Source organism: Kitasatospora sp. NPDC004240 (assembly GCF_053603215.1).
Window position 1 is genome coordinate 21615 of record NZ_JBSGFD010000016.1, and the last position, 21981, is coordinate 43595.

Here is a 21981-nt window from a genome sequence, read left to right on the forward strand (position 1 = left end):
GAAGCAGCTCTCAGGGCCGTCGCGCGAGACCGAGTGCCGCCGTGTGGACGAACCACTCCAGCACCGCGCGGATCTCCTCGCCGCGGTCGGCGAACACCCGGAGCGGGAAGGACGGGCGGAGGTCCAGCTTCGCCTCCGCCAGCTCGACCCCCTCGATCTCGTTCAGCCGTCGCAGCAGCTCCCGCCGCACCTGCGCGTCGTCGAACGGCCTGCGGTCCTTGAGGTACTGGAAGACGACCTCCACCGTTCCCGTGACCGGGTAGAGGCCGAACGGCCACAGCCGGTGGGGTTGGGCCGCGGTGCCGGTGTCGAGCATCGGGAAGCAGCTGGTCTCGTCCGCACGCCCGTACTCCAGGTACCCGCCCTGCTGCTGCCAGAACAGCAGTGCTCCCAGCACGCCCGGCGCGGCCTCCGGGTGGTGCTCGGCCAGCTGGACCGCGAATCGCCCGCCGGCGGCGGCGTCCTCCACGTCCGGCAGCGGATCGCGCACACCGGAGTCCGGCAGGTCGCGGCCGAGCAGGGTGGCCAGTTCGGGGGCCGTCAGGCGGCATGAGTGGTGGGAGCGGCCGACCTCGTCGAAGCGCACGCCCTCCAGTTCCAGGATCTCCCTCGGGGTGTCGGTGCGGCCGTCGGGCCACCGGAAGGAGGGCGAGACCCGGCCGTCCGAGTTGAGCACGCGGTGGGCGCCGATCACGCCCTCCTTGCGGGCCAGGTACGCGCCGACCGGGACGGGGTGACCGCCGACCAGCTCGGCGACGTCGCCGTAGGTCGTCCAGGTGCCGCTCGGCATCGCGACCAGGGCCGCGCGGAGCTCGGTCCAGCCGGGCCACTCGTCCCCGACCGTCCTGACCGCCCCGATGGGGGCGGGCCACAGGCCAACGGCGCGCTCGGCGAGCCGGTCGGCGCGGGCCAGGATCTCCGCCCGGCCCCAGCGTTCGGCGGCGGCGATCTCCTGGTTCATCCGCAGCGCGCTCGAATCGAGGATCTGCTGCTTCCGCTCGAAGGGGTGGTTGGAGAGTTTGGAATTCTCACCCGAGAGTGTGAGGTTGCCCAGGGTGTGCACGAGCAGGTCGTGCAGGTCCTTCGGGCTCTGGCCGTCCTCCGTCTCCTCCGCGAGCAGGTCGAACCAGTCCTGCTGCGGGCGCTGCGGCAGGACGTGCTCGACCGTCAGCGCCGCCTTCTCGAAGTCCACCGGCTCGGTGGCCGCGTGGCTCTCCTCCAGCCGCCGCAGCACGTGGAGGCGCTGCTGGGGCCGCCCGGTCCAGTAGAAGGGCTTGGTGCGGATCGCTTCGCGGAGGTCCTCGTCGGAGGGCCAGCGGCGGCGGCGGCCCGAGAGCAGCCGGTGCACGGCCTCGGCGGGGGAGCGGTCCGTCTCCAGTTCCCTGGGGGCGTCCATGAAGATCCGGTTGAGGTGGTTCGTCGGGACCTGGCAGATCATCCGGCGCACCAGGTACGACTCGACGTACCGGAGCGCCTCGGCGGCCTCGGCCGCCGTCGCCCGTCCGCCGTCCACGAGATCGAGCAGGTGGAGCGCCAGCGGGTAGTGCGTCTGCCCGCCCCACGCCCCCAGCCGCTCCAGTGCGCCGCGCAGTGCGGGCGAACCCTCCCGCTCGGGATGCAGGATGCGCAGCAGCCGTTCACCCCGCTCGGCCAGCAGGGCGATCTCCTGCTGCAACGCCGCCTCGTCGTTCCGGAACGCGTCCAGCCGCCGCTGCTGCTCGCGGTAGATGTCGCTCTGCTTGGCCTTGCCGTGCCCGCGCACCACCAGGTCCAGCCAGACCAGGAGTTCGAGGTTCTTCGGGCCGAGCTCCTGCTGCATCGGCAGCCACAGCTCCCGGTACACCCGCTCGCCCCGCTTCGGCAGCAGGCTGAACACGTAGTTGCGCAGCAGGTCACTCTGGCTGAGACCGACGCCGGTGTTGTTGATCGACTCGAAGATGCGGAAGACGTTGTCGCCGCCCTGCGCGGTGATCTCGACGATCGAGAGCAGGTCCTTGAGTACGGTCTCCACCGCGACGGCCCACTCGGCCCCTTGCTCCTCGGCACCCTCGGTAAGGGTGCCGAGAAAGAAGCGGTACGCGACACCGATGTTGTCCGCTCCGCCGGCCTTCGGCGAGGACCCCACGCACGCGGTGTACGCGTCCCGGTCGGCCTGGGTGGGCAGCAGACGGTAGTGGTCGGGCCCCTCGTGGAACTCGTTGACCAGGATCTGCCGGTGGACCCGGTCGGCCGCGCGTTCACCGCCGACGGCCTTGAAGTGGTCGCGCAACGCGGTGAACGCGAGCATCAGCGTGGTGAGCCGCTGCTGGCCGTCGACGACCAGCCAGCGCTGCACCCCGCCGGCCTGGATGTGACCGGGGGCCAGGACGACGGAGCCGAGGAAGTGCGCAGCCGGCGCGTCCCCGTCCATGTGCTGTTCCACCAGCTCGGACACGTCGTCCCACAGCCGCTGCAACTGCTCACGCCCCCAGCTGTACGTGCGCTGGTAGAGCGGCACCTGGAACTGCTTGTCGCCCTGCACCAGTTTGAGGAACGTGATCTCCTGCGCCCGCATGACTCCCCTTCGACCCTCGTGCACGGAGCTGCGCCTCCGGCACCGATCGACAGCGTAGAGCGTGCGTGACATCCGAACGGAGCAAAGAGATTGACGCTCACTCAGATGGGTCGGCGGGCCGCACGCTCCTCCGGCAGTGCCCGTCCCGTGGTGACGGGCCTCCACGTGCGTCCACCCCGACACCCTCCGAGCCCCCGTCAGCAGGTCGGTTAGAGTGGCCGGATGGGCGCTGGGCGGGTGTACGAACAGCTGGGCGGGGTGGACGTTGGTGACCCCGTGGGCGCCGCCGCCCGTCCGCCGGTCGCCGTGTGGGCTGCGTTGCGTGGTGGGGTGCTGCGGTTCCCGTTCACGTGGCACGTGCTGCGCTGCTGGGCGTACCTGGTGAGCGGCGCGGTGCTCGGAGTGCTGGTGGCCGTGCTGCTGGTGGCGCTCACCCTGCTCGGGCTCGGGTTGTCCGTGGTCGGGATCGGCCTGCCGGTGCTGCTCGGGGTGGCCGTGAGCGGGGTGCCCGTCGGCGCGCTGGAGCGTCGCCGGCTCCGGCTGGTCGAGCCGTACCCCGTACCCGACCCGCATCGCGCGCTGCCCGGGGCCGGGCGCCGCGCCCGGCTCAGGACACGGTTGCGCGAGCGGGCGACCTGGCGGGAGCTGGCGCACACCGCGCTGGTCGCCCCGGTGCTCACCGCCGCCGGACTGGGCCTCACCGCGCTGCTGCTGTTCTCGGCGGCCCTGGTGGTCAGCCCGATGATCGTCTGGGCGCTGGCCCCCGAGACCGTGATGCTCATCCCCGGCCACGCCGTCCCCGGACCGCTCCACGCGCTCCCGGCCACCGCCGTCGGCCTGGCCGGGCTGATGCTCGCCGGCTACGGCGGCGCCCTGCTGGCCACCGCCCACGTACGGCTGGCGCGGCTGCTGCTCGGCCCGCGCGAGGAGGATCCCGGCCGCCAGGTGCTCGAACTGACCCGCTCACGGGCCCGGTTGGCCGATGCCTTCGAGGCCGAACGTCGCCGGATCGAACGCGATCTGCACGACGGCGCCCAGCAGCAACTCGTCGCCCTCACCATGACTCTCGGCCTCGCCGCCCACGAACTGCGAGGCGCCACAATCCATGGCGGCGCCAACGGCGACGGCCCGACGGAGCACCCGGCCGCCATGTTGGTCGACCGCGCCCGGGCCGAGGCCCGCCAGGCGCTGGAGCAGCTGCGGGACCTGGTCCGCGGCATCCACCCCCAGGTGCTCACCGACCACGGACTGGCCGCCGCCGTCGCCGAGATCGCGCTGCGCCATCCCGTCCCGGTGGAGCTCGACCTCGACCTTCCCGGCCGGCTGCCGGGACCGGTCGAGAGCACCGCCTACTTCACGGTCACCGAGGCGCTCACCAATGCCGCCAAGCACGGCGGCGCCGACGTCGTCACCGTGCACGGCCGGGTCGAGGCCGGGCGGCTGGTGATCCAGGTGACCGACGACGGCCGCGGCGGGGCCGACCCGGCCGCCGGGGCCGGACTGCAGGGACTGGCCGACCGGGCGGCGATCCTGAGAGGACGACTGATGGTGACCAGCCCGATCGGCGGGCCGACCAGGCTCCGGCTGGAGGTGCCGTGCTCCGGCTCGTGATCGCCGAGGACGCCGTGCTGCTCCGGGCCGGCCTGGTCGAACTGCTCACCCGTGGCGGCCACGAGGTGATCGCCGCGGTCGGTGACGCCGCCGCGCTCGCCGCGGCCGTCGACGCGGATCGGCCGGACGCCGTCGTCACCGACGTCCGGATGCCGCCCGGCTTCAGCGACGAGGGCCTGCGCGCCGCCCTCGACCTGCGCGAGCGCCACGCCGACCTCCCGGTCCTCGTGCTCTCCCAGTACGTGGCCACCCCGTACGCCACCCGACTGCTCGGCGCGGTCGGCGTGCAGCGGGCGGGGCTCGGCTACCTGCTCAAGGACCGGGTCGGCGAGGTGGCGGAGTTCCTGGACGCGCTGCGCCGGGTGGCGGCGGGGGAGACCGTGATCGACCCGGAGGTGGTGCGGGTGCTGCTCCGGCAGCAGTCCGGTGACCGTCCGCTGGCCCGGTTGACGCCGCGCGAGCGGGAGGTGCTGGGGCTGATGGCCGAGGGCCTCAACAACCAGGCCATCGGGGCGCGGCTGAGCGTCACCGAGGCGTCGGTGGTCAAGCACTGCGGGAACATCTTCATGAAGCTGGACCTCGACCCCGCGGAGGGCAACCGCCGCGTCCTCGCCGTCCTCGCCCATCTGCGGGGCGAGTAGCGTGCGGGGCGAGTAGCGTCAGCCCGCCGTGACCTGCGGCCCGGTGGTCCGTGAGGCGGACGGCGTGGCCAAGGGAGCCGGGGTGGGCGTGAGCAGGTCGCAGAGGCGGCCGGCGGTGGCGTCCCAGGACCACGCCTCGCGCACCCACCGGCGTCCGGCCGCGCCCATCCGGGCCCGCTCGGCGGCGGGCGCACGGAGGATCCGGGTGATCGCCCCGGCGACCTCGGCGGGGTCGCGGCCGTCGACGACGGTGCCGTTGACGCCGTCGAGGACGGCGTCGGGTGCGCCGCCGGACCGGCCCGCGACCACGGGCAGACCGCAGGCCGCGGCCTCCAGGAGGACGATGCCGAGGCCCTCCGCCTCCAGGCCCGCCCGGCGGGTGCGGCAGGGCATCGCGAAGACGTCGGCCGCCGCGTAGTCGGCGGGCGTCAGCGCGTGCTCCCGGCCGCCGGCGAACACGACCGCGCCGGGCTCGGCGTACCGCCGGGCGAGCGCGCGCAGCCGCCGTTCGTCGGGCCCGCGGCCGACCAGGACGAGGACCGCGTCCGGGACGGCCCGGCGGATCAGGGGCAGTGCGCGGATCAGGGTGTCCTGGCCCTTGCGCGGGACCAGCCGCGCCACGCAGAGGATCACCGGGGCGGTGCCGGAGCCGTCGTTCGCCGACGGCCGGAAGAGCTCGGTGTCGACACCGGGGACCAGCCGTTCCAGCCGGGCCGCGGGCCCGAGCGCGGGGGCGATCCGGTCGCGGGTGTAGGGGCCGAGGTAGGTGACCACGTCGACGCCGTCGCCGATCCGCCGCAGTAGCCGGCGGGCGACGGGGGTGCGGGCCCACCAGATCTCGTGGCCGTGCGTGGTGGCGACCGTCCGCCGGATGTCCGGGGCCAGGCGGCGCAGTCCGGGGGCCATCGCCGCGAGCGGGGCCGCGGCGCCGAACCAGACCCGGTCGCAGCCGTACGCCCGGGCGAGCTCGGCGGCCCGGCCCGTGACCCGGCCGGTGGGCAGGAGCGTTCGCGCCCGGTCGCGGACCACGGGGAACGGGAGCGCGGCGTCGTGGCGGGCGGCGCCCGGCTCGTCGGAGGTGTAGACGACGACCTCGCCGCCGGACGCCCGGGGCAGCCGGGTGGCCATGGCGTGGACGAAGGTCTCGATGCCGCCCTGCCGGGGCGGGAAGTCGTTGGTGACGATCAGCGTGCTGTTCATGGGGCGGGTACGACCTCGGTTCGGTGAGCGGGTGCGGGTGGTGACGGACGGGTGGGCGGTGACGGACGGGCGGGTGGTGACGGACGGGCCGACCGTGACGGCCGGGCGGGGACGGACGCGGCCGGGGCGGCGCCGCCCCGCAGCCGGGCGAGCAGCACCAGGAGGACGGGCAGGGCGAGGTAGCCGAACCGTCCGGCCGGTGCCAGGAGGACGGCCAGGGTGAGCCCGAGCGCGAGCCGGTCGGCGGCCACGAGGACGCCCCGCGGCGGCCGGAGGACGAGCGAGGCGGCGACGGCGAGGCCGGCGAGCAGCAGGAGGGCGGCCGTGGCGTACCGGCCGGCCGGGCCGAGGTCCGTGAGCAGCCGGCCGGGCAGCGGGCTGTTCGCCGGGGTGGGCAGGGCGCCGTGGCCGGTGGGGAAGGCGAACACCTGCTCCAGCAGCGGCCCGGGGGAGCGCAGCGCCGTCGGCAGGACCAGGACGGCCGCGCCGGCCACGGCGGTGACGCCGGCCCGTACCGCGGCCCGGCGACCGGCGGTGGCCGCCAGCAGCGCGGCGACGACCGGGACCGCCGGCCAGACCGTCCACTTGAGTGCGCAGGCCACGGCGAGGGCCAGTCCGGCGGGCCCGGCCGGCCAGGGCGAGGGCCAGGCAGCAGAGCCCGGTCATCGGCAGGTCGACCCCGCTGACGCAGAGCGGCAGCGCCACCAGCGGCGAGGCGACCAGCGCCGCGACCGGGGCCGGCGCCGCGACCGGGGCCACGGCGCCACGCCGGGGCGACGGGCCGGCGGCCGCCGACAGACAGCCGAGGAACACCGCGGCGCACCAGAGCCGGGCGTCGCCGAGCAGCCGGGCGGGCAGGCCGTCGGCGCCGAGGAGCGCGCGGGGCAGCCCGAACAGCGCCATGCCCGGCAGATACGGCGTGTACTCGCCGACGCTGCGCGGCTCCGCCAGGTACGGGGTGCCGTGCCGCAGCAGCAGCTCACCCGACCGCTCGATGACGGCGACCTCGCTCTGCCCCTGACCGGCCGCGACCAGGAGCAGCAGCGGCACGACGACCGCACCGGCGAGCGCCACGCCCGCCGAGCCCCCGCGCGCCCACCGCCGGGGCAGGACCAGCACGGCAACGGCCGCCCCCAGGTACGCCGTTGCGGCGACCAGGCCCCAACTCCGGTGCGGCCCCAGCGAGGAGAACAACGGGAAGGTCCCGGCCCACCCGGCGGCGGCCAGCCACCCGGCGCACCACCACGTCCGCCGGTCGCCGGGAGGGCGCGGAGCGGGCCCATGAGCAAGGGGAACGCCCTGACGGGCAAGGGGAATCGGCACCTCTTCATTCCAGCGGCGCGGCCCGCCGGGGTCATGACGGCCAGGTCGACTTCCGTGGTCGGGTTTCCCCTACCACCGCCGGCCGGTGGGACCGGCGCCCCGGCTCGTCCGCCGCCACGACGCGGCCGCCGCCCATGGCGGAGCATCACAGGGCGGCCCGGCGGAGGGTGGACCTCCGTGCCATTACCGCAGCACCGGCCGGGTCGGATGATGCACGTCGTGGCGCACCGCAGGCGGCCGGGGCGGCCCCACCCGTACGGCGGCCCGGTGCGGCGCGCGGTCCTGTCCACCCCCACCCAGGAGCTCCCCCATGACACGTCCACCGACACGTCCACCGGCATGCCCGCCGACCCGTCCGCCCCGCGCCGCCCGTACGGGACGCCGCGTCCGCCGCTGGATCTCCGCCGCGGTCGGCGTCCTCGCCCTCGCGGCCGGACTGGTGACGGTCGGCGCGCCGCCGGCCGCCGCCGCGGGTCTCACCCAGGTCGCCGGGTTCGGGTCCAACCCCGGCAACCTCGGCATGTACGCCTACGTGCCGGACGGCCTGCCCGCCGGACGGCCGCTGGTGGTCGCCCTGCACGGCTGCGTGCAGAGCGCCGCGGACTACCACGCCCACTCCGGCTGGGCCCGGTTGGCCGACCGGTACGGCTTCGCGGTGGTGTACCCGCAGACCACCTCGGCCAACAACGCGCTGAGCTGCTTCCGCTGGTTCGACTCCGCGCAGAGCACCCGCGGCCGCGGTGAGGCGCTGTCCGTCAGGCAGATGGTCGACAAGGCCGTCGCGCTGTACGGCAGCGACCCCGGCCGGATCTACGTCACGGGCCTCTCCGCGGGCGGCGGCCAGGCCGCGAACCTGCTCGCCGACTACCCCGACGTCTTCGCCGGCGGCGCCGTCAACTCCGGGCTCCCCGCCCAGTGCGCCACCACCCAGGCCGCCGCCGGCGGCTGCCAGAACAGCGACCAGGGCCTGACCCCGGCCCAGTGGGGCGCCAAGGTCCGTGGCTCGTACCCGGGTTGGACCGGTCGCTACCCGCGGGTGGCGATCTGGCAGGGCACCTCCGACAGCACGGTGAAGCCCGTCAACGCCGACGAGCTGCGCGACCAGTGGACCGACGTCCTGGGCGTCCCCCGGGTTCCCTCCAGCACCCGGAGCCTCCCCGGCGGCACCACGCTGAGCGTCCACGCCGCCGCCGACGGCACGCCCGCCGTCGAGGTGTACTCGATCTCCGGCATGGGCCACGGACTGGCCGTCGACCCCGGCACCGGCGACGACCGGTGCGGCGCGACGGGCGCCTACTACCTCGACCGCATCTGTTCCGCCTCCTACACCGCCGCCTTCTGGGGCCTCGACGGCTCCGGCCCCGGCACCGGACTGCCGGCCCCGACCGGCCTGACCGTCACCGGGACGACCGACACCACCGTGTCGCTCGGCTGGTCCGCCGTCGGCGGCGCGGTCTCGTACGAGGTCCGCCGCGACGGCGCCGAGGTCGGCACCACGTCCGGCACCGGCTTCACCGACACCGGCCTGACCGTCGGCACGACCCACACCTACACCGTGGCCGCCGTGGACCCCGCCGGGGCCGCCGGGACGGCCTCCGCCCCGGTGACCGCCACCACCACCGGCCAGGTCGCGCGGTGCTTCACCACCGACAACTACCACCAGGTCGCCGCGGGCCGGGCCCACACCGCCGGCGGGTCCGTGTACGCCAACGGCTCGGGCCAGCACATGGGCCTCTACACCCTCTTCACCACGCACACCCTGAAGGAGACCGCCGCCGGGTACTACGTGATCGCCGACGGCGCCTGCTGAGCGGCTGCTACCCGCTCGGCCCGGTGATCACCCTCCCCCCGATGACCATCCCTCCCCAGCCGAACGTCACCCCGACCTCGGTGCCCCGCTGACCGCGGGGCATTCGGCCTGCACCGCCGTACCTGCCGTCACATCCGAGGCCCCCGTGGCCGCCCCGGGGCGCTCCGGGTGGCCGTCGCCCTCGATGTCGACGTGCGGGAGCAGGCGGTCGAGCCAGCCGGGCAGCCACCAGTTCCGGTCGCCGAGCAGGACCATGGAGGCCGGCACCAGCAGGCCGCGGACCACGGTCGCGTCGAGGGCGACGGCGGTGGCCAGGCCGACGCCGAACATCTTGACCACCGGGTCGTCCGAGAGCAGGTAGCTCAGGAAGACCGCGACCATGATCATGGCCGCCGAGCTGATGATCCGCCCGGTGCCGGCCAGGCCCGCCACCACCGCGCGACGGCTGTCGCCCTCCCTCAGGTAGCCCTCGCGCACGGCGCTCAGCAGGAAGACCTCGTAGTCCATCGAGAGCCCGAACAGCACCGCGAACATCAGCAGCGGCACGTACCCGGGGACCGCCACGGCCCCCTCCAGACCGATCAGCCGCGCACCCCGGCCGTCCTGGAAGACGGCGGTCAGCACGCCGTACGCGGCGGCGACCGACACCAGGTTCATCACGGCCGCCTTCACCGCGACCAGCGGCGAGCGGAAGGCGAGCAGCAGGAGCAGGCCCGCGACGGTCAGGACGAACCCGACCACGAGCGGCATCCGGTGCGCGATCCGGGTGTTGAGGTCGGCCTGCGCCGCCACGGCCCCGCCGACGTGCGTCACCTGGCCGCTGCCGGCGGTGGCGGCGGGCAGGACGTCCGCACGCAGCCGGTGGACCAGCGCCGTGGTGGCCGGGTCGGCGGGGGCGGTGGCCGGGGTGACCTGCCAGCGGACGGTACGGCCGTCGGCGGCCATGGCGGGCGGGGTGACGGCGGCGACGCCCTCGGCGGAGCGCAGCGCCGCGGTCACGGCGGCGAGGCGCGGGTCGCCGGCCGCCGCCCCACCCTGATCGGCCTGCGTGGGCAGGACGTCGACCACCTGGAGCGTGCCGTTGGCCCCGGGGCCGAACGCCGCCGCCATCCGGTCGTACGCGGTGCGGCTCATCGAACCGGCAGGCTTGCTGCCGCCGTCCAGCTGGCCGAGGTGCAGGTGGGCCGCGGGGAGGGCGAGCGCGCCGAGCAGCGCGAGGCCGGCCAGCAGCAGTGGCCAGGGCCGGGCGGCGACCACGGCGGCGATCCGGCCCCAGCCGCGCGGGCGGTCGTCCGGGGCGGGGGCGGCGGGCTTCGGCGTCAGGCGCTCGCCCAGCAGCACCAGCACCGCGGGCAGCAGGGTGAGGTTCACGCCGAGCGCCGTCACCACGGCGATCGCGGGGGCCAGCGCCAGCGCGTACAGCAGCGGCAGCCCGCCGAGGGCGAGCCCGGCGAGGGCGGCGACGACGGCGCTGCCGGCGAAGGCGACGGACTTGCCCGATCCGGCGGTGGTGCGGACGGCCGCGTCCTCGATGCCGACGCCCGCGGCGCGCAGCTCCCGGAAGCGGGTGAGCCCGAACAGGGTGTAGTCGATCCCGACCCCGAGGCCGATCATGGCGGCGATGGTCTCGCCGGCCTCGGGGACGTCCATCAGGTGGCCGGCCAGGCCGATGGCCGGCAGCGCGATGCCGAGGCCGACGATCCCGGCGAGCAGCGGCAGTCCGGCGGCGACGAGCCCGCCGAGGGTGAGGGTGAGGATCACCAGGGCGGCACCGAGGCCGATGAGCTCGCTGCGGCCGGTGGACCCCTTGTCGACGGCGGCGGCCAGGTACCCGCCGGGCGTCACCTCGATGCCGGCGGCGGTGGCCGGCGCGGCCGCGGCCAGCACGGCCTCGGTGATCTCCGGTGTCACCTCCCGCCCGCTGAGGTCGAGTTCGACCGAGAGGTAGGCGGTGTGGCCGTCGGCGCTCAGGGCGGTGGCGCCGGCCGGGTCGTACGGCGTGGTGACGGCGACCACGTGCGGCACGGCGGCGACGGCGGTCGCGGTGGCCCGGACGGCCGCGGCGTTCTCGGGGGTGGTGAGCGGGGCCGCGGTGGCGCCGGTGTGCAGCAGCACGGGCTGCTTGCCCGAGGCCGAGCCCGGGAACGCCCGGTCGGTGACGTCCCGGGCGGCCTGGCTGTCGCTGCCCGGGATGGAGACCGCCTCGCTGGTGACCCGCCCGAACACCCCGAGGGCGGTGAGCGCGGCGGCCAGCAGGAGCAGCCAGGCCGCGACCACGCGCCTGGGTCTACGGGCGCACCAGCGCCCCGTACCGGTGAACATGCGGATGAACCGTCCTTCTTCGTGCGTCTCCACGGCGGTGGACGGCCGGAGCACGTCCCGGCCGAACTAATTGCACTCACCGTGCAACGCGTACACTTGCACTCGTGGTGCAACAAAGTCAACGAGAGGCCGGAGGAGCCCACGTGAAGCCGACCGAGCCGGCGGGGCCCGCCAGGCCCGCTGAGCCCGCCGCGCCCGTCACCGACGGGCGCACGGCACGCGGGGCCCGGACCCGCGAGAAGATCGCCGACGCGGTGCTGTCGCTGCTCGACGAGAACCAGTCGCACTTCCCCGCGGACAAGGTCGCCGAGCGCGCGGGCGTCTCCCGGCGGCTGGTGTTCCACCACTTCGCGGACATGGCGCAGCTGGCCGAGGTCGCCGTCAACCGGCGCCTGGAACAGCTGATGGCCCAGGTCCGGCCGGTGCCGACGGACGGGCCGCGGGACGTCCGGGTCGCGGCCGTCGCGGAGCAGCGCGCCCGCATCCTGGAGGGCCTCACCCCCGCCCGGCTCGCCGTCATGCGGCTGGAGAACCCGTCGCCCAGCGTGGTGGAGGCCGTCCGCGGGATGACGGAGTTCGCGCGGGTGCGGCTCGCCCGGATCTTCGCCCCGGAGCTCGACCCGCTGCCCGAACCCGCCCGCACCGACCTGCTCAACGGCCTGGACGCGGTCACCACCTGGAGCACCTGGCACCACTGGCGCAGCACCGGCCTGACCGTGGACCAGGCCCGCCACACCATGGCCGTGACCGTCCACGCCCTCCTCACCGCCGCCGACGGCCGCCCGTCCGACGGCCGCCCCTCCGGCGACCGCCCTGGGGAGAGCGCATGAGCGGGCCCGGCGTCGCGATCGTGACCAGTGCGGCCGGTCTGGCGTACGACGAGGACCTCCCGCTGATCGTGGACGCCCTGCGCGCCCGCGGCGTGGCGGCGGAGGCGGTGGCCTGGGACGACGCCGGGGCGCCGCTGGCCCTACGGCATTTCGCCGCAACGGTGGCCGCCCGGGCCGGCGTCCGGTCCTGATCCACCGGCCGCACCGACGGTCCGGATTTCGCCTTCCGATCATCCGCTGATAAGTTTTCCCATGTCGGCAGGACGAGATCACGGAAGTGATCGGAATCCGGACCGTCAGGCGTCGGTGGTGCAGCGGTAGCACGCCCACTTTCAGTGGGAAGGGTCTGTTCGATTCAGGCCCGGCGCTCCAACTCGCAGGGGCGGAAGTCGTTCTCGACTTCCGCCCCTGTCGCATTTCCGGAGGCCGCCGCGTTCGGCCCCCGGAATCGTCGCCATCAGCCGATCGGTTGATACGGCGGGCCATGGCCGAGCGGATCGGTGGATGCCACCCGGCCCCGGCGGCCGCGAGGCTGGGTCCATGAAGCACGCGAAACCACCAAGGCGCCCAGAACCGCCGGTACCCCAGGGCCCTCCCCACGGCTCGACACCGGAGCCCCGGGACGGGCCCGTCATCGAGGTGAACGCCCTACGGAAGTCCTACGCGGGTCGTACCGTGGTCGACGACGTCTCCTTCGCCGTCGCCGAGGGCGAGATCTTCGGCCTGCTCGGCCCCAACGGCGCCGGCAAGACCACCGTGGTGGAGTGCGTGGCCGGGCTGCGCGCCCCGGACTCCGGCACCGTGCGTGTCTGCGGGGCCGACCCGCGGGACGACCGGGCCGCGACCGCCCTCGTCCTCGGCGTTCAGCTCCAGGAGAGCGAACTCCAGGCCAAGTTGACCGTCCGCGAGGCCCTGGAGCTGTACGCCGCCTGCTACCCCGACCCGGCCGACCTGCCCTCGCTGGTGGGGAGGCTGGACCTCGCCTCCCGGCTGTCCACCCGGTTCGCGGATCTCAGCGGGGGCCAGAAGCAACGGCTGTTCATCGCGCTGGCACTGATCGGGCGGCCGCGGGTGGTCGTCCTGGACGAGCTGACCACCGGCCTCGACCCGCAGGCCCGGCGCGCCACCTGGGACCTCGTCGAGTCGGTCCGGGACGGCGGGGTCACCGTCCTGCTGGTCACGCATGTCATGGCGGAGGCGCAGCGGCTCTGCGATCGCGTCGCCGTCCTCGACCGCGGGCGCATCGTCGCGTCGGACACGCCGGCGGGGCTGGTCGGCCGTTCCGCCGGGGCCACGGTGGTCTCCTTCCGGCCCTCGGCGCCGCCCGCCGAGGCGGACCTCGCCGCGCTGCCCGGGCTCGTCTCCGTGGTGTCCGACGGCGGCCGGCTCACGCTGACCGGGACGGACGAGACCGTGGACGCCGTTCTCACCCTGCTCGCCCGCGCCCGCATCACCGCCCACGAACTGCGCGTCACCGACGCCACCCTGGAGGACGCGTTCATCGATCTCACCGGAAGTCGGCCATGACCGAGAACCTCCTGACCGGGCGCGCGTCGCGGCGGCGCGGGCCGGGCGCCGCCGTCCTGCGGGCCGAGGCCCGGCTGTTCCTGCGGGAGCCGGCCGGCGTCTTCTGGATGCTGGTCTTCCCCACCCTGCTGCTCGGGATCCTCGGCGCGGTCCCCTCCTTCCGCACCGCCGACGAATCGCTCGGCGGAATCCGCCCGGTGGACGCCTACACGCCGGTGGCCGGGCTGATCGCGCTGCTCACGGCCGGGGTGGCGGGCATGCCGCCGGTGATCACCGGCTACCGTGAGCGCGGCATCCTGCGCCGGATGTCGACCACTCCGGTGCGCCCGGCCGCGCTGCTCGGCGCGCAGGTGGTCCTGTACGGCGCGGCCGCGCTGCTGTCCGCCGTGGTGTCGCTGGCGGTGGGCCGGATCGTCTTCGCCGTGCCGCTGCCGCGGCAGCCGCTGGGCCATCTGCTCGTGCTGGCGCTCGCCGCCCTCGGCGCGCTGGCCCTGGGCGCGGTGATCTCGGCGTTCTCCCGTACCTCGAGGATCGCCGGCGGGGTCGGCTCCGCGGTGTACTTCCCGATGATGTTCTGCGCGGGGACCTGGGTGCCGGTGCAGGCGATGCCCGACGCGCTCGCCCGGGTGGTCGGCTGGACGCCGTTCGGTGCCGCCGCCCGGGCGTTCGGCGAGGCGGCGGCGGGGGACTGGCCGGGCTGGGGGCACCTGGGTGTCCTCACCGCCTGGGTGGCGGCCCTGCTGGCGGCGGCCGCCCGCTGGTTCCGCTGGGAGTAGCGCGGTGCACGCTCGGGCAGACTGGGCCGATGGCCGATGGCCGATGGCCGATGGGGACGGGACGGGGACGGGGACGTGAGGGCGACCGGGTTCGTGAACCGTACGGACGTGACCGGTGACCGCGCCGGGCCGGATCCGGTCGGCGGTACCGGTACGGCCCGGGCGGGCGCCGCCGACGCCGGCATGGCCTACGCCGCCGTGGAACGACGGTGGTCGCTGTTCCACCGTTGGGGCCCGTTCGCGCTGCTCGGCGCCGGCCTGGCGGTCTCCGCGGCGACCTCGCCGCCGCTCGGCACGGACCAGGGGCAGTGGGCGCTCGCCGCGGTGCTGGTCGGCCTCGCGCTGCTGCTCCAGATCTGGTGGGCCCGGGCGGCCCGGGGCCGCCCCGGTGAGGGTGCCCTCCCCGTCGGCCCGTCCGCGCGCAGCACCTGCTACTTCGCCCTCCGTCTGGCGCTCGCCCTCGCGCTCTCCTGGCAGAACCCGTTCTTCACCACCTACGCGGTGGCCGGCTACTTCGACGCCGAGCGGCTGTTGCCGCGCCGGCTGCGCTGGCCCGGTCTGGTCGCCACCGCCGTGATCCTGGCGGGTGCCCAGTCCGGCGGGGTGCCGCCCCGGGGGACGGCCGGGTGGGTCGCCTTCGCCGGGGTGCTGGCCGTCCATCTGGTGCTGCTCGTCGTGGTGAGCCGGCTGACCGCCCAGGAGGCCGACCGTTCGCGGGTGCAGGCCGCCGCGATCGAGGAACTCGCCCGTGCCAACGCGGCGTTGGAGCAGGCACTCGCCGAGAACGCCGCCCTGCACGCCCAACTCCTGGTCCAGGCACGGGAGGCCGGGGTCGCCGACGAGCGGGCCCGGATGGCCGCGGAGATCCACGACACCATCGCGCAGGGCCTGGCCGGCATCGTCACCCAGCTCCAGGCGGCCGCCATCACGCCCGACGCGGCCGCGGCCCGCGCGCACCTCGACCGCGCGGCCGACCTCGCCCGGTACGGCCTGGGTGAGGCCCGCCGCTCGGTCCGCGACCTCTCACCGGCCGCCCTGGAGCACGACACGCTGCCCGAGGCGCTCCGCAAGGCGGTCGCCGACTGGCGGGAACGGACCGGCGTGCGGGCCGAGTTCACCGTCACCGGCGTCGTCGAGCGGCTGCACGGGGAGATCGCCACCACCCTGTTGAGGATCGCCCAGGAGGCGTTGGCCAACACCGCCCGGCACGCGGGGGCCACCAGGCTCGGCGTCACGCTCTCCTTCATCGACGACGAGGTGGTGCTGGACGTCCGGGACGACGGCCGCGGCTTCGACCCGCTCGCGCCGGCCGACCCGGCGGACCGCACCGGAGCGGGCGGATTCGGCCTGACCGGCATGCGCACCCGGGCCGAGCGCATCGCGGGCTCGGTCACGGTGGAGTCCGAGCCCGGCCTCGGGACGGCGGTCTCGGCCCGCGTACCGTTGGTGCGCCATGAGTACTGACGTGATCACCCTCCTGCTGGTGGACGACCACCCGGTCGTCCGGAACGGCCTGCGCGGCATGTTCGCCGCCGACCCGGGGTTCCGGGTGCTGGGCGAGGCGGCGAGCGGCCCCGAGGCGCTGGCCTCGGTCGCGGCGCTCGACCCGGACGTGGTCCTGATGGACCTGCGGATGCCGGGCGGCGGAGGGGTCGAGGCGATCACCGAGCTCACCCGCCGGGGCGTCCGCTCCCGGGTGCTGGTCCTCACGACCTACGACACGGACGCCGACACCCTCCCCGCGATCGAGGCGGGCGCCACCGGCTACCTGCTGAAGGACGCGCCGCGCGAGGAGCTGTTCACCGCGGTCCGGGCCGCCGTCCAGGGGCGCACCGTGCTCTCCCCGGCGGTCGCCTCCCGCCTGGTCGCCGCGGTGAGGTCCCCGGCCTCCCCGCCGGCCGGCGAACCGCCGTCCGGCCCGCCGTCGGACCGCGCACCGTCGGATCGCGCACCGTCGGATCGCGCGCTGCCGGACGGGCTGCTGTCGGCACGGGAACGCGAGGTGCTGGCCCTGGTGGCCAGGGGTACCTCCAACCGGGAGATCGCCCGGGTCCTGTTCATCAGCGAGGCCACCGTCAAGACCCATCTCACCCACATCTACGCCAAGTTGGGCGCGTCCGACCGGGCCGCCGCGGTGGCCCAGGCCTACGAGCGGCGCATCCTCGGCTGACACCCAGCCCTGCCCGGGCGCCCGAGGCACCTGGTGAACCGAACGTCACGCCCCGGCCGGAAGACCGATCGGCTCGGCGGGCTCCGTGGCGGAGCCGGCCCCGCCGCCGTCCAGCACCCGGGTGCGGTAGCGGCCGGGTGTGGTGCCGAAGTGGCGGTTGAAGGCGTGCGACAGCGCGTAGGGCGTGCTGTAGCCGACCTGGCGGGCGATCGACTCCAGCGGCCGGTCCGTCCCGCGCAGCAGGGTGGCGGCGCGGTTCATCCGCCACCAGGTCAGGTACGCCATCGGCGGCTGGCCGACCAGGGTGGTGAAGCGCCGGGTGAGGGTGGCGCGGGAGACGCCGGCGGCCGCGGCGAGGCCGTCGGCGTTCCAGGCGCGGGCCGGTTCCTCGTGCAGGGCGTGCAGCGCGGCGGCCACCACCGGGTCGCCGAGCGCGACGGGCCAGCGGGCCGCCCGGTCGGCGGCCGGGTGCGGCGCCCCCGAGGGGTCGGCCGCGGAGGCCTCGGCGGTGGCCTGCCGGTCGAGCCAGGTGCGCACCATGTACACCAGCAGCAGGTCGACCAGGCTGGGCACGGCCAGCGCCGCGCCCGCCCCCCGGCAGGCCAGCTCGGTGCCCAGCAGGTCGACGGCGGCCCGCAGTTGGCGGTCGCCGCCGAGCCGGTTCGGCAGGTGGACGACGTCCGGCAGCTCACGCATCAGCGGGTGGACGCGGCTGTGGTCGAGCCGGTACTTGCCGCACAGCAACTCGGTGGCGGGGCCGCCGGGTTCGGCCGCGTCGGCGGCCGGCACGGGGGAGGGCAGGGGCCGCCCGGCGGCGAGCACCCGGGTGATCTCCGGTGCGCGCGCGGCCCGTTCGGCGTCCAGCGGCTCACCGGCGATCACCTGGCCGGTGCCGTGCGGCAGCAGCACCGCGTCGCCCGGGCTGAGCGCCACCGGAGACCCTCCGTCGGGCAGCAGCCAGCAGCCGCCCTCCAGCACCACGTGGAAGCCCGCCCCGTCGTACGGGGGGATCCGGGCGGACCACGGGCCCGCCACCCGCAGCCGGTTGCAGGAGGGGCGTCCGATCCGTACGGCGGCGATCGCGTCGCTGACCACGTCCATGCGGTCATCCTAGCCCTGACGGATCCACCGTGAGCTGATCACGTATCAAAGAGAGCCGATCCCGTATCGATCCGCTCAGCACCTGCCGCCTAGGCTCGATGACATCAGGGCGGCGGGCCGGACCGGCGGCATGGACCGGCGGACCGCCGCGCCACGACAGGGGAGGACACCATGGAGCGGATCGTGCTCGGCGAGGCCGAGATCATCAGGGTGCGGGAGTGGCAGGGGCCGTTCGCCGCGGCCCGGGACGTCGTGCCGGGGGTGGCGGAGGACGTCTGGCAGGAGAACGCGTCCTGGCTGGCGCCCGACCACTACGACCCGGAGACCGGCGCCTACAAGGTGGCCCTGCAGAGCTGGGTGATCCGCCACGGCGGCCGTACGGTGCTGGTCGACACCGGGGTGGGCGCCGACCGCGAGCGCCCCGGCACCCCGCAGTTCCACCGCCGGCCGAGCGACTTCCCGGCCCACCTCGCCGCCGCCGGCATCAAGCCGGAGGACGTCGACGTGGTGGTCAACACCCATCTGCACAGCGATCACATCGGCTGGAACACCGTGGACCGGGACGGCACCTGGGAGCCGTTCTTCCCCAACGCCGAGTACCTGCTGCCGGCCGCCGACCACGCCCGCCTGGAGGCCGTCACCGACCCCGGGGACAACCGGCACCTGATGTTCGCCGACAGCGTCCTGCCGGTGCTGCGGGCCGGACGGGCCCGGCTCTGGGAGGGCGCCCACCGCATCGACGACGCCCTCACCCTGGAGGCCGCGCCCGGCCACACCCCCGGCTCCGCCGTGCTGCGGCTGGAGTCGCGCGGCGAACGGGCCGTCTTCGTCGGCGACCTGCTGCACTCCCCGGTCCAGCTGCTCCACCCGTCGTGCAACAGCTGCTTCTGCGAGGACCCGGCGCAGGCCGCCGCCACCCGCCGGCGAGTCCTGGAGCAGGCCGCCGACCGGCGCGAACTGCTGGTCCCGGCCCACTTCGGCGGCTCCGGCGCCCTGGAGGTCCGCCGCACCGGCCCGGCCTTCGAGGTCTCCCGCTGGACGGCCTGACCCGGCGGACGGGCATCCCGGGCAGCCGTACGCGCGCCGCGCCGGCCCGGACTCCGCCCGGGTGAACGGACGGCGCGGTGCGGCGGGCCCCGGGGCGGGGCGGGGGATGATCGCCGGGTTCACGGGGGGCCACACCGCCGGAGGCGCACATGCGGATCCTGCTCGTCGCGAGCGCGTACAACAGCCTCACCCAGCGGGTCCACGCCGAGCTGCGCGATCTGCGGCACACCGTGGAGCTCCACCTCGCCACCGGCGACGACGAGGCGCTCCGGACGGCGGTACGGCGGAGCGCGCCCGAGCTGGTGATCGCGCCGATGCTCAGGGCGGCCCTGCCGCGGGACGTCTGGTCCACCGTCACCTGCCTGATCGTGCACCCCGGCCCGCCCGGCGACCGGGGGCCGTCCTCCCTCGACTGGGCGATCCACGAGGGCGTGGCCGACTGGGGGGTGACGGTGCTCCAGGCGGAGGAGGAGATGGACGCCGGGCCCGTCTGGGCCACGGCGCCGTGCGCGCTGCCGCCCGTCGCCAAGAGCGACCTGTACCGGGGCGAGGTCTCCGACGCCGCGGTCGCGGCGGTGCTGCGCGCCGTGGAGCGCTTCGCCTCCGGCACGTACGTCCCGCGCCCGCAGAACGGCCCCGACCGGTGGGCACCGGAGCACACCCGGCCGTACCTGCGCCAGGCTGTGCGACGGATCGACTGGGCCCGCGACGACACCGACACCGTGCTGCGCAAGCTGCGGGCCGCCGACTCCCAGCCCGGGGTGCTGGACGAACTGCTGGGCGCCGAATGGTTCCTGCACGGCGGCCACCCCGAGCACCGGCTGCGCGGACGGCCCGGCGAACCGCTGGCCACCCGGGCCGGCGCGCTCTGCCGGGCGACCCGCGACGGCGCCGTGTGGATCCCCGAGCTGCGCCGGCGCCGCCACCCGGACGGCCCCACGACGTTCAAGCTGCCGGCCGTCACCGCCCTCGGCGACGCGCTGCCCGACCTGCCGGAGGTACCGGCGCCGCTGATGCCCGCGGCCGACGACCCGGTCTGGTCGGACATCCGCTACCGCGAGGACGGCCCGGTCGGCCTGCTGCGCTTCGCCTTCCCCGGCGGCGCGATGAGCACCGGCCACTGCCGCCGCCTGCTCGACGCCTACCGCTTCGCCCTCACCCGGCCCACCTCGGTGCTGCTGCTGGGCGGCGGCCGCGACTTCTTCTCCAACGGCATCCACCTGAACGTCATCGAGGCCGCCGCCGACCCGGCCGCCGAGTCCTGGGCCAACATCAACGCCATGGACGACCTGGTCGAGGCCGTCCTCACCACCACCGACCGCCTGGTCGTCGCGGCCCTCGGCGGGAACGCCGCCGCGGGCGGGGCGATGCTCGCGCTGGCCTCCGACGAGGTCTGGTGCCGCCGGGGCACGGTGCTCAACCCGCACTACCGGCTGATGGGCCTGTACGGCTCGGAGTACTGGACGTACACCCTGCCGCGCCGGGTCGGCGAGGCCCGGGCACGGCGGTTCACCGAGCAGGCGCTCCCGGTGACGGCCGCCGTCGCGCTGCGGACCGGGCTGGTCGACCAGGTCCTGCCGTGCGCCCCGGGGGAGTTCGGCCGGGAGGCCGCCCGCCTGGCCCGGCTGACCGCCGACTCGCCCACCGTCCAGGGCCGGATCGTCGCGAAGAAGGCCGCCCGCGAGGCCGACGAGGCCGTCCGGCCGCTCGCCGACCACCGCGCCGAGGAACTGGCCGTGATGCACCACCAGTTCTTCACCCCCGAGTCCCCGTACCACGCGCTGCGCGCCGCCTTCGTACGGAAGCTGCCGTCAACACCGTCCCCCGCCCCGGCGGCGGGGTGACCCGGACGGCCCACCCGGCTTGCGTCCGTCCGGCCGTACCGCCCGGCTCTGCGGACCGGCGGGCCGGGCGAACCGCTGTTATGACTGTTTCGAGCCATTGTGTCCGGCTCCCAGTTCCGAGGAGGCATCCTCATGGGTGCTGAAGCAGCAACGAGCGCCACCGACACCGACGTGGTGCACATTCTCTGGATCAACGCGGGCCTGAGCTGCGACGGCGACTCGGTCTCCCTGACCGCCGCCATGCAGCCGAGCATCGAGGAGATCGTCACCGGCGCCCTGCCGGGCCTGCCGAAGATCGCCGTCCACTGGCCGCTGATCGACTTCGAGTGCGGTCCGGTGCAGGGCGCGGACAACTTCGTGGAGTGGTTCTTCAAGGCGGACCGCGGCGAGCTCGACCCGTTCGTCCTGGTCGTCGAGGGCTCCATCCCGAACGAGAAGATCAAGGAGGAGGGCTACTGGTGCGGCTTCGGCGACGACCCGCTGACCGGCCAGCCGATCACCACCAGTGAGTGGCTGGACCGCCTCGCCCCCAAGGCCACGGCGGTGGTCGCCATCGGCACCTGCGCCACGTACGGCGGCATCCACGCCATGGCCGGCAACCCGACCGGCGCCATGGGCGTGCCCGACTACCTCGGGTGGGGCTGGAAGTCCAAGGCCGGCCTGCCGATCGTCTGCGTGCCCGGCTGCCCCATCCAGCCCGACAACTTCTCCGAGACCCTGACGTACCTGCTCTACCAGCTGGCCGGCTCCGCACCGATGATCCCGCTGGACGACAAGCTGCGCCCGGCGTGGCTGTTCGGCGCCACCGTGCACGAGGGCTGCGACCGCGGCGGCTACTACGAGCAGGGCCAGTTCGCCACCGACTACGGCACGCCCGAGTGCCTGGTGCGGCTCGGCTGCTGGGGTCCGGTCGTCAAGTGCAACGTCGCCAAGCGCGGCTGGATCAACGGCATCGGCGGCTGCCCGAACGTCGGCGGCATCTGCATCGCCTGCACGATGCCGGGCTTCCCCGACAAGTTCATGCCGTTCATGGACGCTCCGCCGGGCTCCACGGTCTCGACGGCGGCCAGCTCGGTGTACGGCTCGGTGATCCGGCGACTGCGCGCGATCACCCTCAAGACCGTCGACAAGGAACCCAAGTGGCGCCACGCCGGGCGCAGGCTGACGACCGGCTACCGCGCTCCCTGGTGACCCGGAGGGCCGCCGCGTCCCGTGCGCGGCGGCC

General features: G+C 75.2%; 17 protein-coding genes and 1 tRNA gene. 13 read left to right on the top strand and 5 right to left on the bottom strand.

Features of this window, described 5'->3' with window-relative positions; translation table 11 throughout:
• Positions 1–10 precede the first annotated feature (10 nt).
• The gene (locus ACWEQL_RS07005) at positions 11–2554 is read right to left on the bottom strand and encodes a GmrSD restriction endonuclease domain-containing protein (RefSeq protein ID WP_452149149.1); all 2544 of its coding nucleotides are present in this window, start codon (positions 2552–2554) and stop codon (positions 11–13) included.
• A gap of 222 nt (positions 2555–2776) precedes the next feature.
• Here ACWEQL_RS07005 and ACWEQL_RS07010 point away from each other — a divergent pair, with 222 nt between their 5' ends.
• Complete coding sequence (locus ACWEQL_RS07010; protein ID WP_452149150.1) at positions 2777–4165, top strand: sensor histidine kinase; 1389 nt, start codon at positions 2777–2779, stop codon at positions 4163–4165.
• Positions 4150–4806, top strand: a complete 657-nt coding sequence (locus ACWEQL_RS07015) for a response regulator (RefSeq protein ID WP_452149151.1) — start codon at positions 4150–4152, stop codon at positions 4804–4806. The genes ACWEQL_RS07010 and ACWEQL_RS07015 overlap by 16 nt, the downstream gene beginning before the upstream one ends.
• Before the next feature lie 18 nt (positions 4807–4824).
• Here ACWEQL_RS07015 and ACWEQL_RS07020 read toward each other — a convergent pair whose 3' ends face one another.
• The gene (locus tag ACWEQL_RS07020; RefSeq protein WP_452149152.1) at positions 4825–6006 is read right to left on the bottom strand and encodes a glycosyltransferase family 4 protein; all 1182 of its coding nucleotides are present in this window, start codon (positions 6004–6006) and stop codon (positions 4825–4827) included.
• The gene (locus ACWEQL_RS07025) at positions 6003–6608 is read right to left on the bottom strand and encodes a hypothetical protein (RefSeq protein WP_452149153.1); all 606 of its coding nucleotides are present in this window, start codon (positions 6606–6608) and stop codon (positions 6003–6005) included. Before ACWEQL_RS07025 ends, ACWEQL_RS07020 begins: the two co-directional genes overlap by 4 nt.
• A gap of 1031 nt (positions 6609–7639) precedes the next feature.
• On the opposite strand from ACWEQL_RS07025, the gene ACWEQL_RS07030 reads away from it, so the two are divergent.
• Positions 7640–9139, top strand: a complete 1500-nt coding sequence (locus ACWEQL_RS07030) for an extracellular catalytic domain type 1 short-chain-length polyhydroxyalkanoate depolymerase (protein WP_452149154.1) — start codon at positions 7640–7642, stop codon at positions 9137–9139.
• Positions 9140–9205: 66 nt separating this feature from the next.
• Here ACWEQL_RS07030 and ACWEQL_RS07035 read toward each other — a convergent pair whose 3' ends face one another.
• Entirely contained in the window at positions 9206–11461 is a 2256-nt protein-coding gene (locus ACWEQL_RS07035; protein ID WP_452149155.1) for an MMPL family transporter, read from the bottom strand.
• Between the two features lie 143 nt (positions 11462–11604).
• On the opposite strand from ACWEQL_RS07035, the gene ACWEQL_RS07040 reads away from it, so the two are divergent.
• From ACWEQL_RS07040 to ACWEQL_RS07070, 7 genes are all read left to right on the top strand, one after another.
• Entirely contained in the window at positions 11605–12291 is a 687-nt protein-coding gene (locus tag ACWEQL_RS07040) for a TetR/AcrR family transcriptional regulator (RefSeq protein WP_452149156.1), read from the top strand.
• Positions 12288–12482, top strand: a complete 195-nt coding sequence (locus ACWEQL_RS07045) for a hypothetical protein (protein ID WP_452149157.1) — start codon at positions 12288–12290, stop codon at positions 12480–12482. Before ACWEQL_RS07040 ends, ACWEQL_RS07045 begins: the two co-directional genes overlap by 4 nt.
• 109 nt (positions 12483–12591) lie before the next feature.
• A tRNA-Glu gene (locus ACWEQL_RS07050) sits at positions 12592–12663 on the top strand.
• A 267-nt stretch (positions 12664–12930) separates the two neighbouring features.
• Positions 12931–13818, top strand: a complete 888-nt coding sequence (locus ACWEQL_RS07055) for an ABC transporter ATP-binding protein (RefSeq protein WP_452149158.1) — start codon at positions 12931–12933, stop codon at positions 13816–13818.
• Positions 13815–14594, top strand: coding sequence for an ABC transporter permease (locus tag ACWEQL_RS07060; RefSeq protein ID WP_452149159.1), 780 nt, complete (start codon positions 13815–13817; stop codon positions 14592–14594). Before ACWEQL_RS07055 ends, ACWEQL_RS07060 begins: the two co-directional genes overlap by 4 nt.
• Positions 14595–14777: 183 nt before the next feature.
• Positions 14778–16058: a sensor histidine kinase gene (locus tag ACWEQL_RS07065; RefSeq protein ID WP_452149194.1), complete on the top strand. Its 1281-nt coding sequence runs from the start codon at positions 14778–14780 to the stop codon at positions 16056–16058.
• Positions 16048–16764: a response regulator gene (locus ACWEQL_RS07070; protein WP_452149160.1), complete on the top strand. Its 717-nt coding sequence runs from the start codon at positions 16048–16050 to the stop codon at positions 16762–16764. Before ACWEQL_RS07065 ends, ACWEQL_RS07070 begins: the two co-directional genes overlap by 11 nt.
• Positions 16765–16809: 45 nt before the next feature.
• On the opposite strand, the gene ACWEQL_RS07075 is transcribed toward ACWEQL_RS07070, so the two are convergent.
• A complete protein-coding gene (locus ACWEQL_RS07075; RefSeq protein ID WP_452149161.1) occupies positions 16810–17865 on the bottom strand; it encodes an AraC family transcriptional regulator in 1056 nt (351 codons plus the stop codon).
• Positions 17866–18036: 171 nt separating this feature from the next.
• On the opposite strand from ACWEQL_RS07075, the gene ACWEQL_RS07080 reads away from it, so the two are divergent.
• The 3 genes from ACWEQL_RS07080 (at position 18037) to ACWEQL_RS07090 (ending at position 21947) form a co-directional block, all read left to right on the top strand.
• On the top strand, positions 18037–18912 hold the full coding sequence (locus ACWEQL_RS07080; protein ID WP_452149162.1) for an MBL fold metallo-hydrolase: 876 nt from the start codon (positions 18037–18039) through the stop codon (positions 18910–18912).
• Positions 18913–19061: 149 nt separating this feature from the next.
• A complete protein-coding gene (locus ACWEQL_RS07085; RefSeq protein ID WP_452149163.1) occupies positions 19062–20756 on the top strand; it encodes a hydrogenase maturation protein in 1695 nt (564 codons plus the stop codon).
• 132 nt (positions 20757–20888) lie between these two features.
• A complete protein-coding gene (locus tag ACWEQL_RS07090; protein WP_452149164.1) occupies positions 20889–21947 on the top strand; it encodes an NADH-quinone oxidoreductase subunit B family protein in 1059 nt (352 codons plus the stop codon).
• Positions 21948–21981: the final 34 nt, after the last annotated feature.

Coding starts and splice junctions, on each gene's coding strand:
- ACWEQL_RS07085 (WP_452149163.1), top strand. CDS start 19,062: ATGCGGATCCTGCTCGTCGCGAGCGCGTACAACAGCCTCACCCAGCGG.
- ACWEQL_RS07070 (WP_452149160.1), top strand. CDS start 16,048: ATGAGTACTGACGTGATCACCCTCCTGCTGGTGGACGACCACCCGGTC.
- ACWEQL_RS07090 (WP_452149164.1), top strand. CDS start 20,889: ATGGGTGCTGAAGCAGCAACGAGCGCCACCGACACCGACGTGGTGCAC.
- ACWEQL_RS07075 (WP_452149161.1), bottom strand. CDS start 17,865: ATGGACGTGGTCAGCGACGCGATCGCCGCCGTACGGATCGGACGCCCC.
- ACWEQL_RS07045 (WP_452149157.1), top strand. CDS start 12,288: ATGAGCGGGCCCGGCGTCGCGATCGTGACCAGTGCGGCCGGTCTGGCG.
- ACWEQL_RS07010 (WP_452149150.1), top strand. CDS start 2,777: ATGGGCGCTGGGCGGGTGTACGAACAGCTGGGCGGGGTGGACGTTGGT.
- ACWEQL_RS07005 (WP_452149149.1), bottom strand. CDS start 2,554: ATGCGGGCGCAGGAGATCACGTTCCTCAAACTGGTGCAGGGCGACAAG.
- ACWEQL_RS07080 (WP_452149162.1), top strand. CDS start 18,037: ATGGAGCGGATCGTGCTCGGCGAGGCCGAGATCATCAGGGTGCGGGAG.
- ACWEQL_RS07065 (WP_452149194.1), top strand. CDS start 14,778: ATGGCCTACGCCGCCGTGGAACGACGGTGGTCGCTGTTCCACCGTTGG.
- ACWEQL_RS07020 (WP_452149152.1), bottom strand. CDS start 6,006: ATGAACAGCACGCTGATCGTCACCAACGACTTCCCGCCCCGGCAGGGC.
- ACWEQL_RS07060 (WP_452149159.1), top strand. CDS start 13,815: ATGACCGAGAACCTCCTGACCGGGCGCGCGTCGCGGCGGCGCGGGCCG.
- ACWEQL_RS07030 (WP_452149154.1), top strand. CDS start 7,640: ATGACACGTCCACCGACACGTCCACCGGCATGCCCGCCGACCCGTCCG.
- ACWEQL_RS07035 (WP_452149155.1), bottom strand. CDS start 11,461: ATGTTCACCGGTACGGGGCGCTGGTGCGCCCGTAGACCCAGGCGCGTG.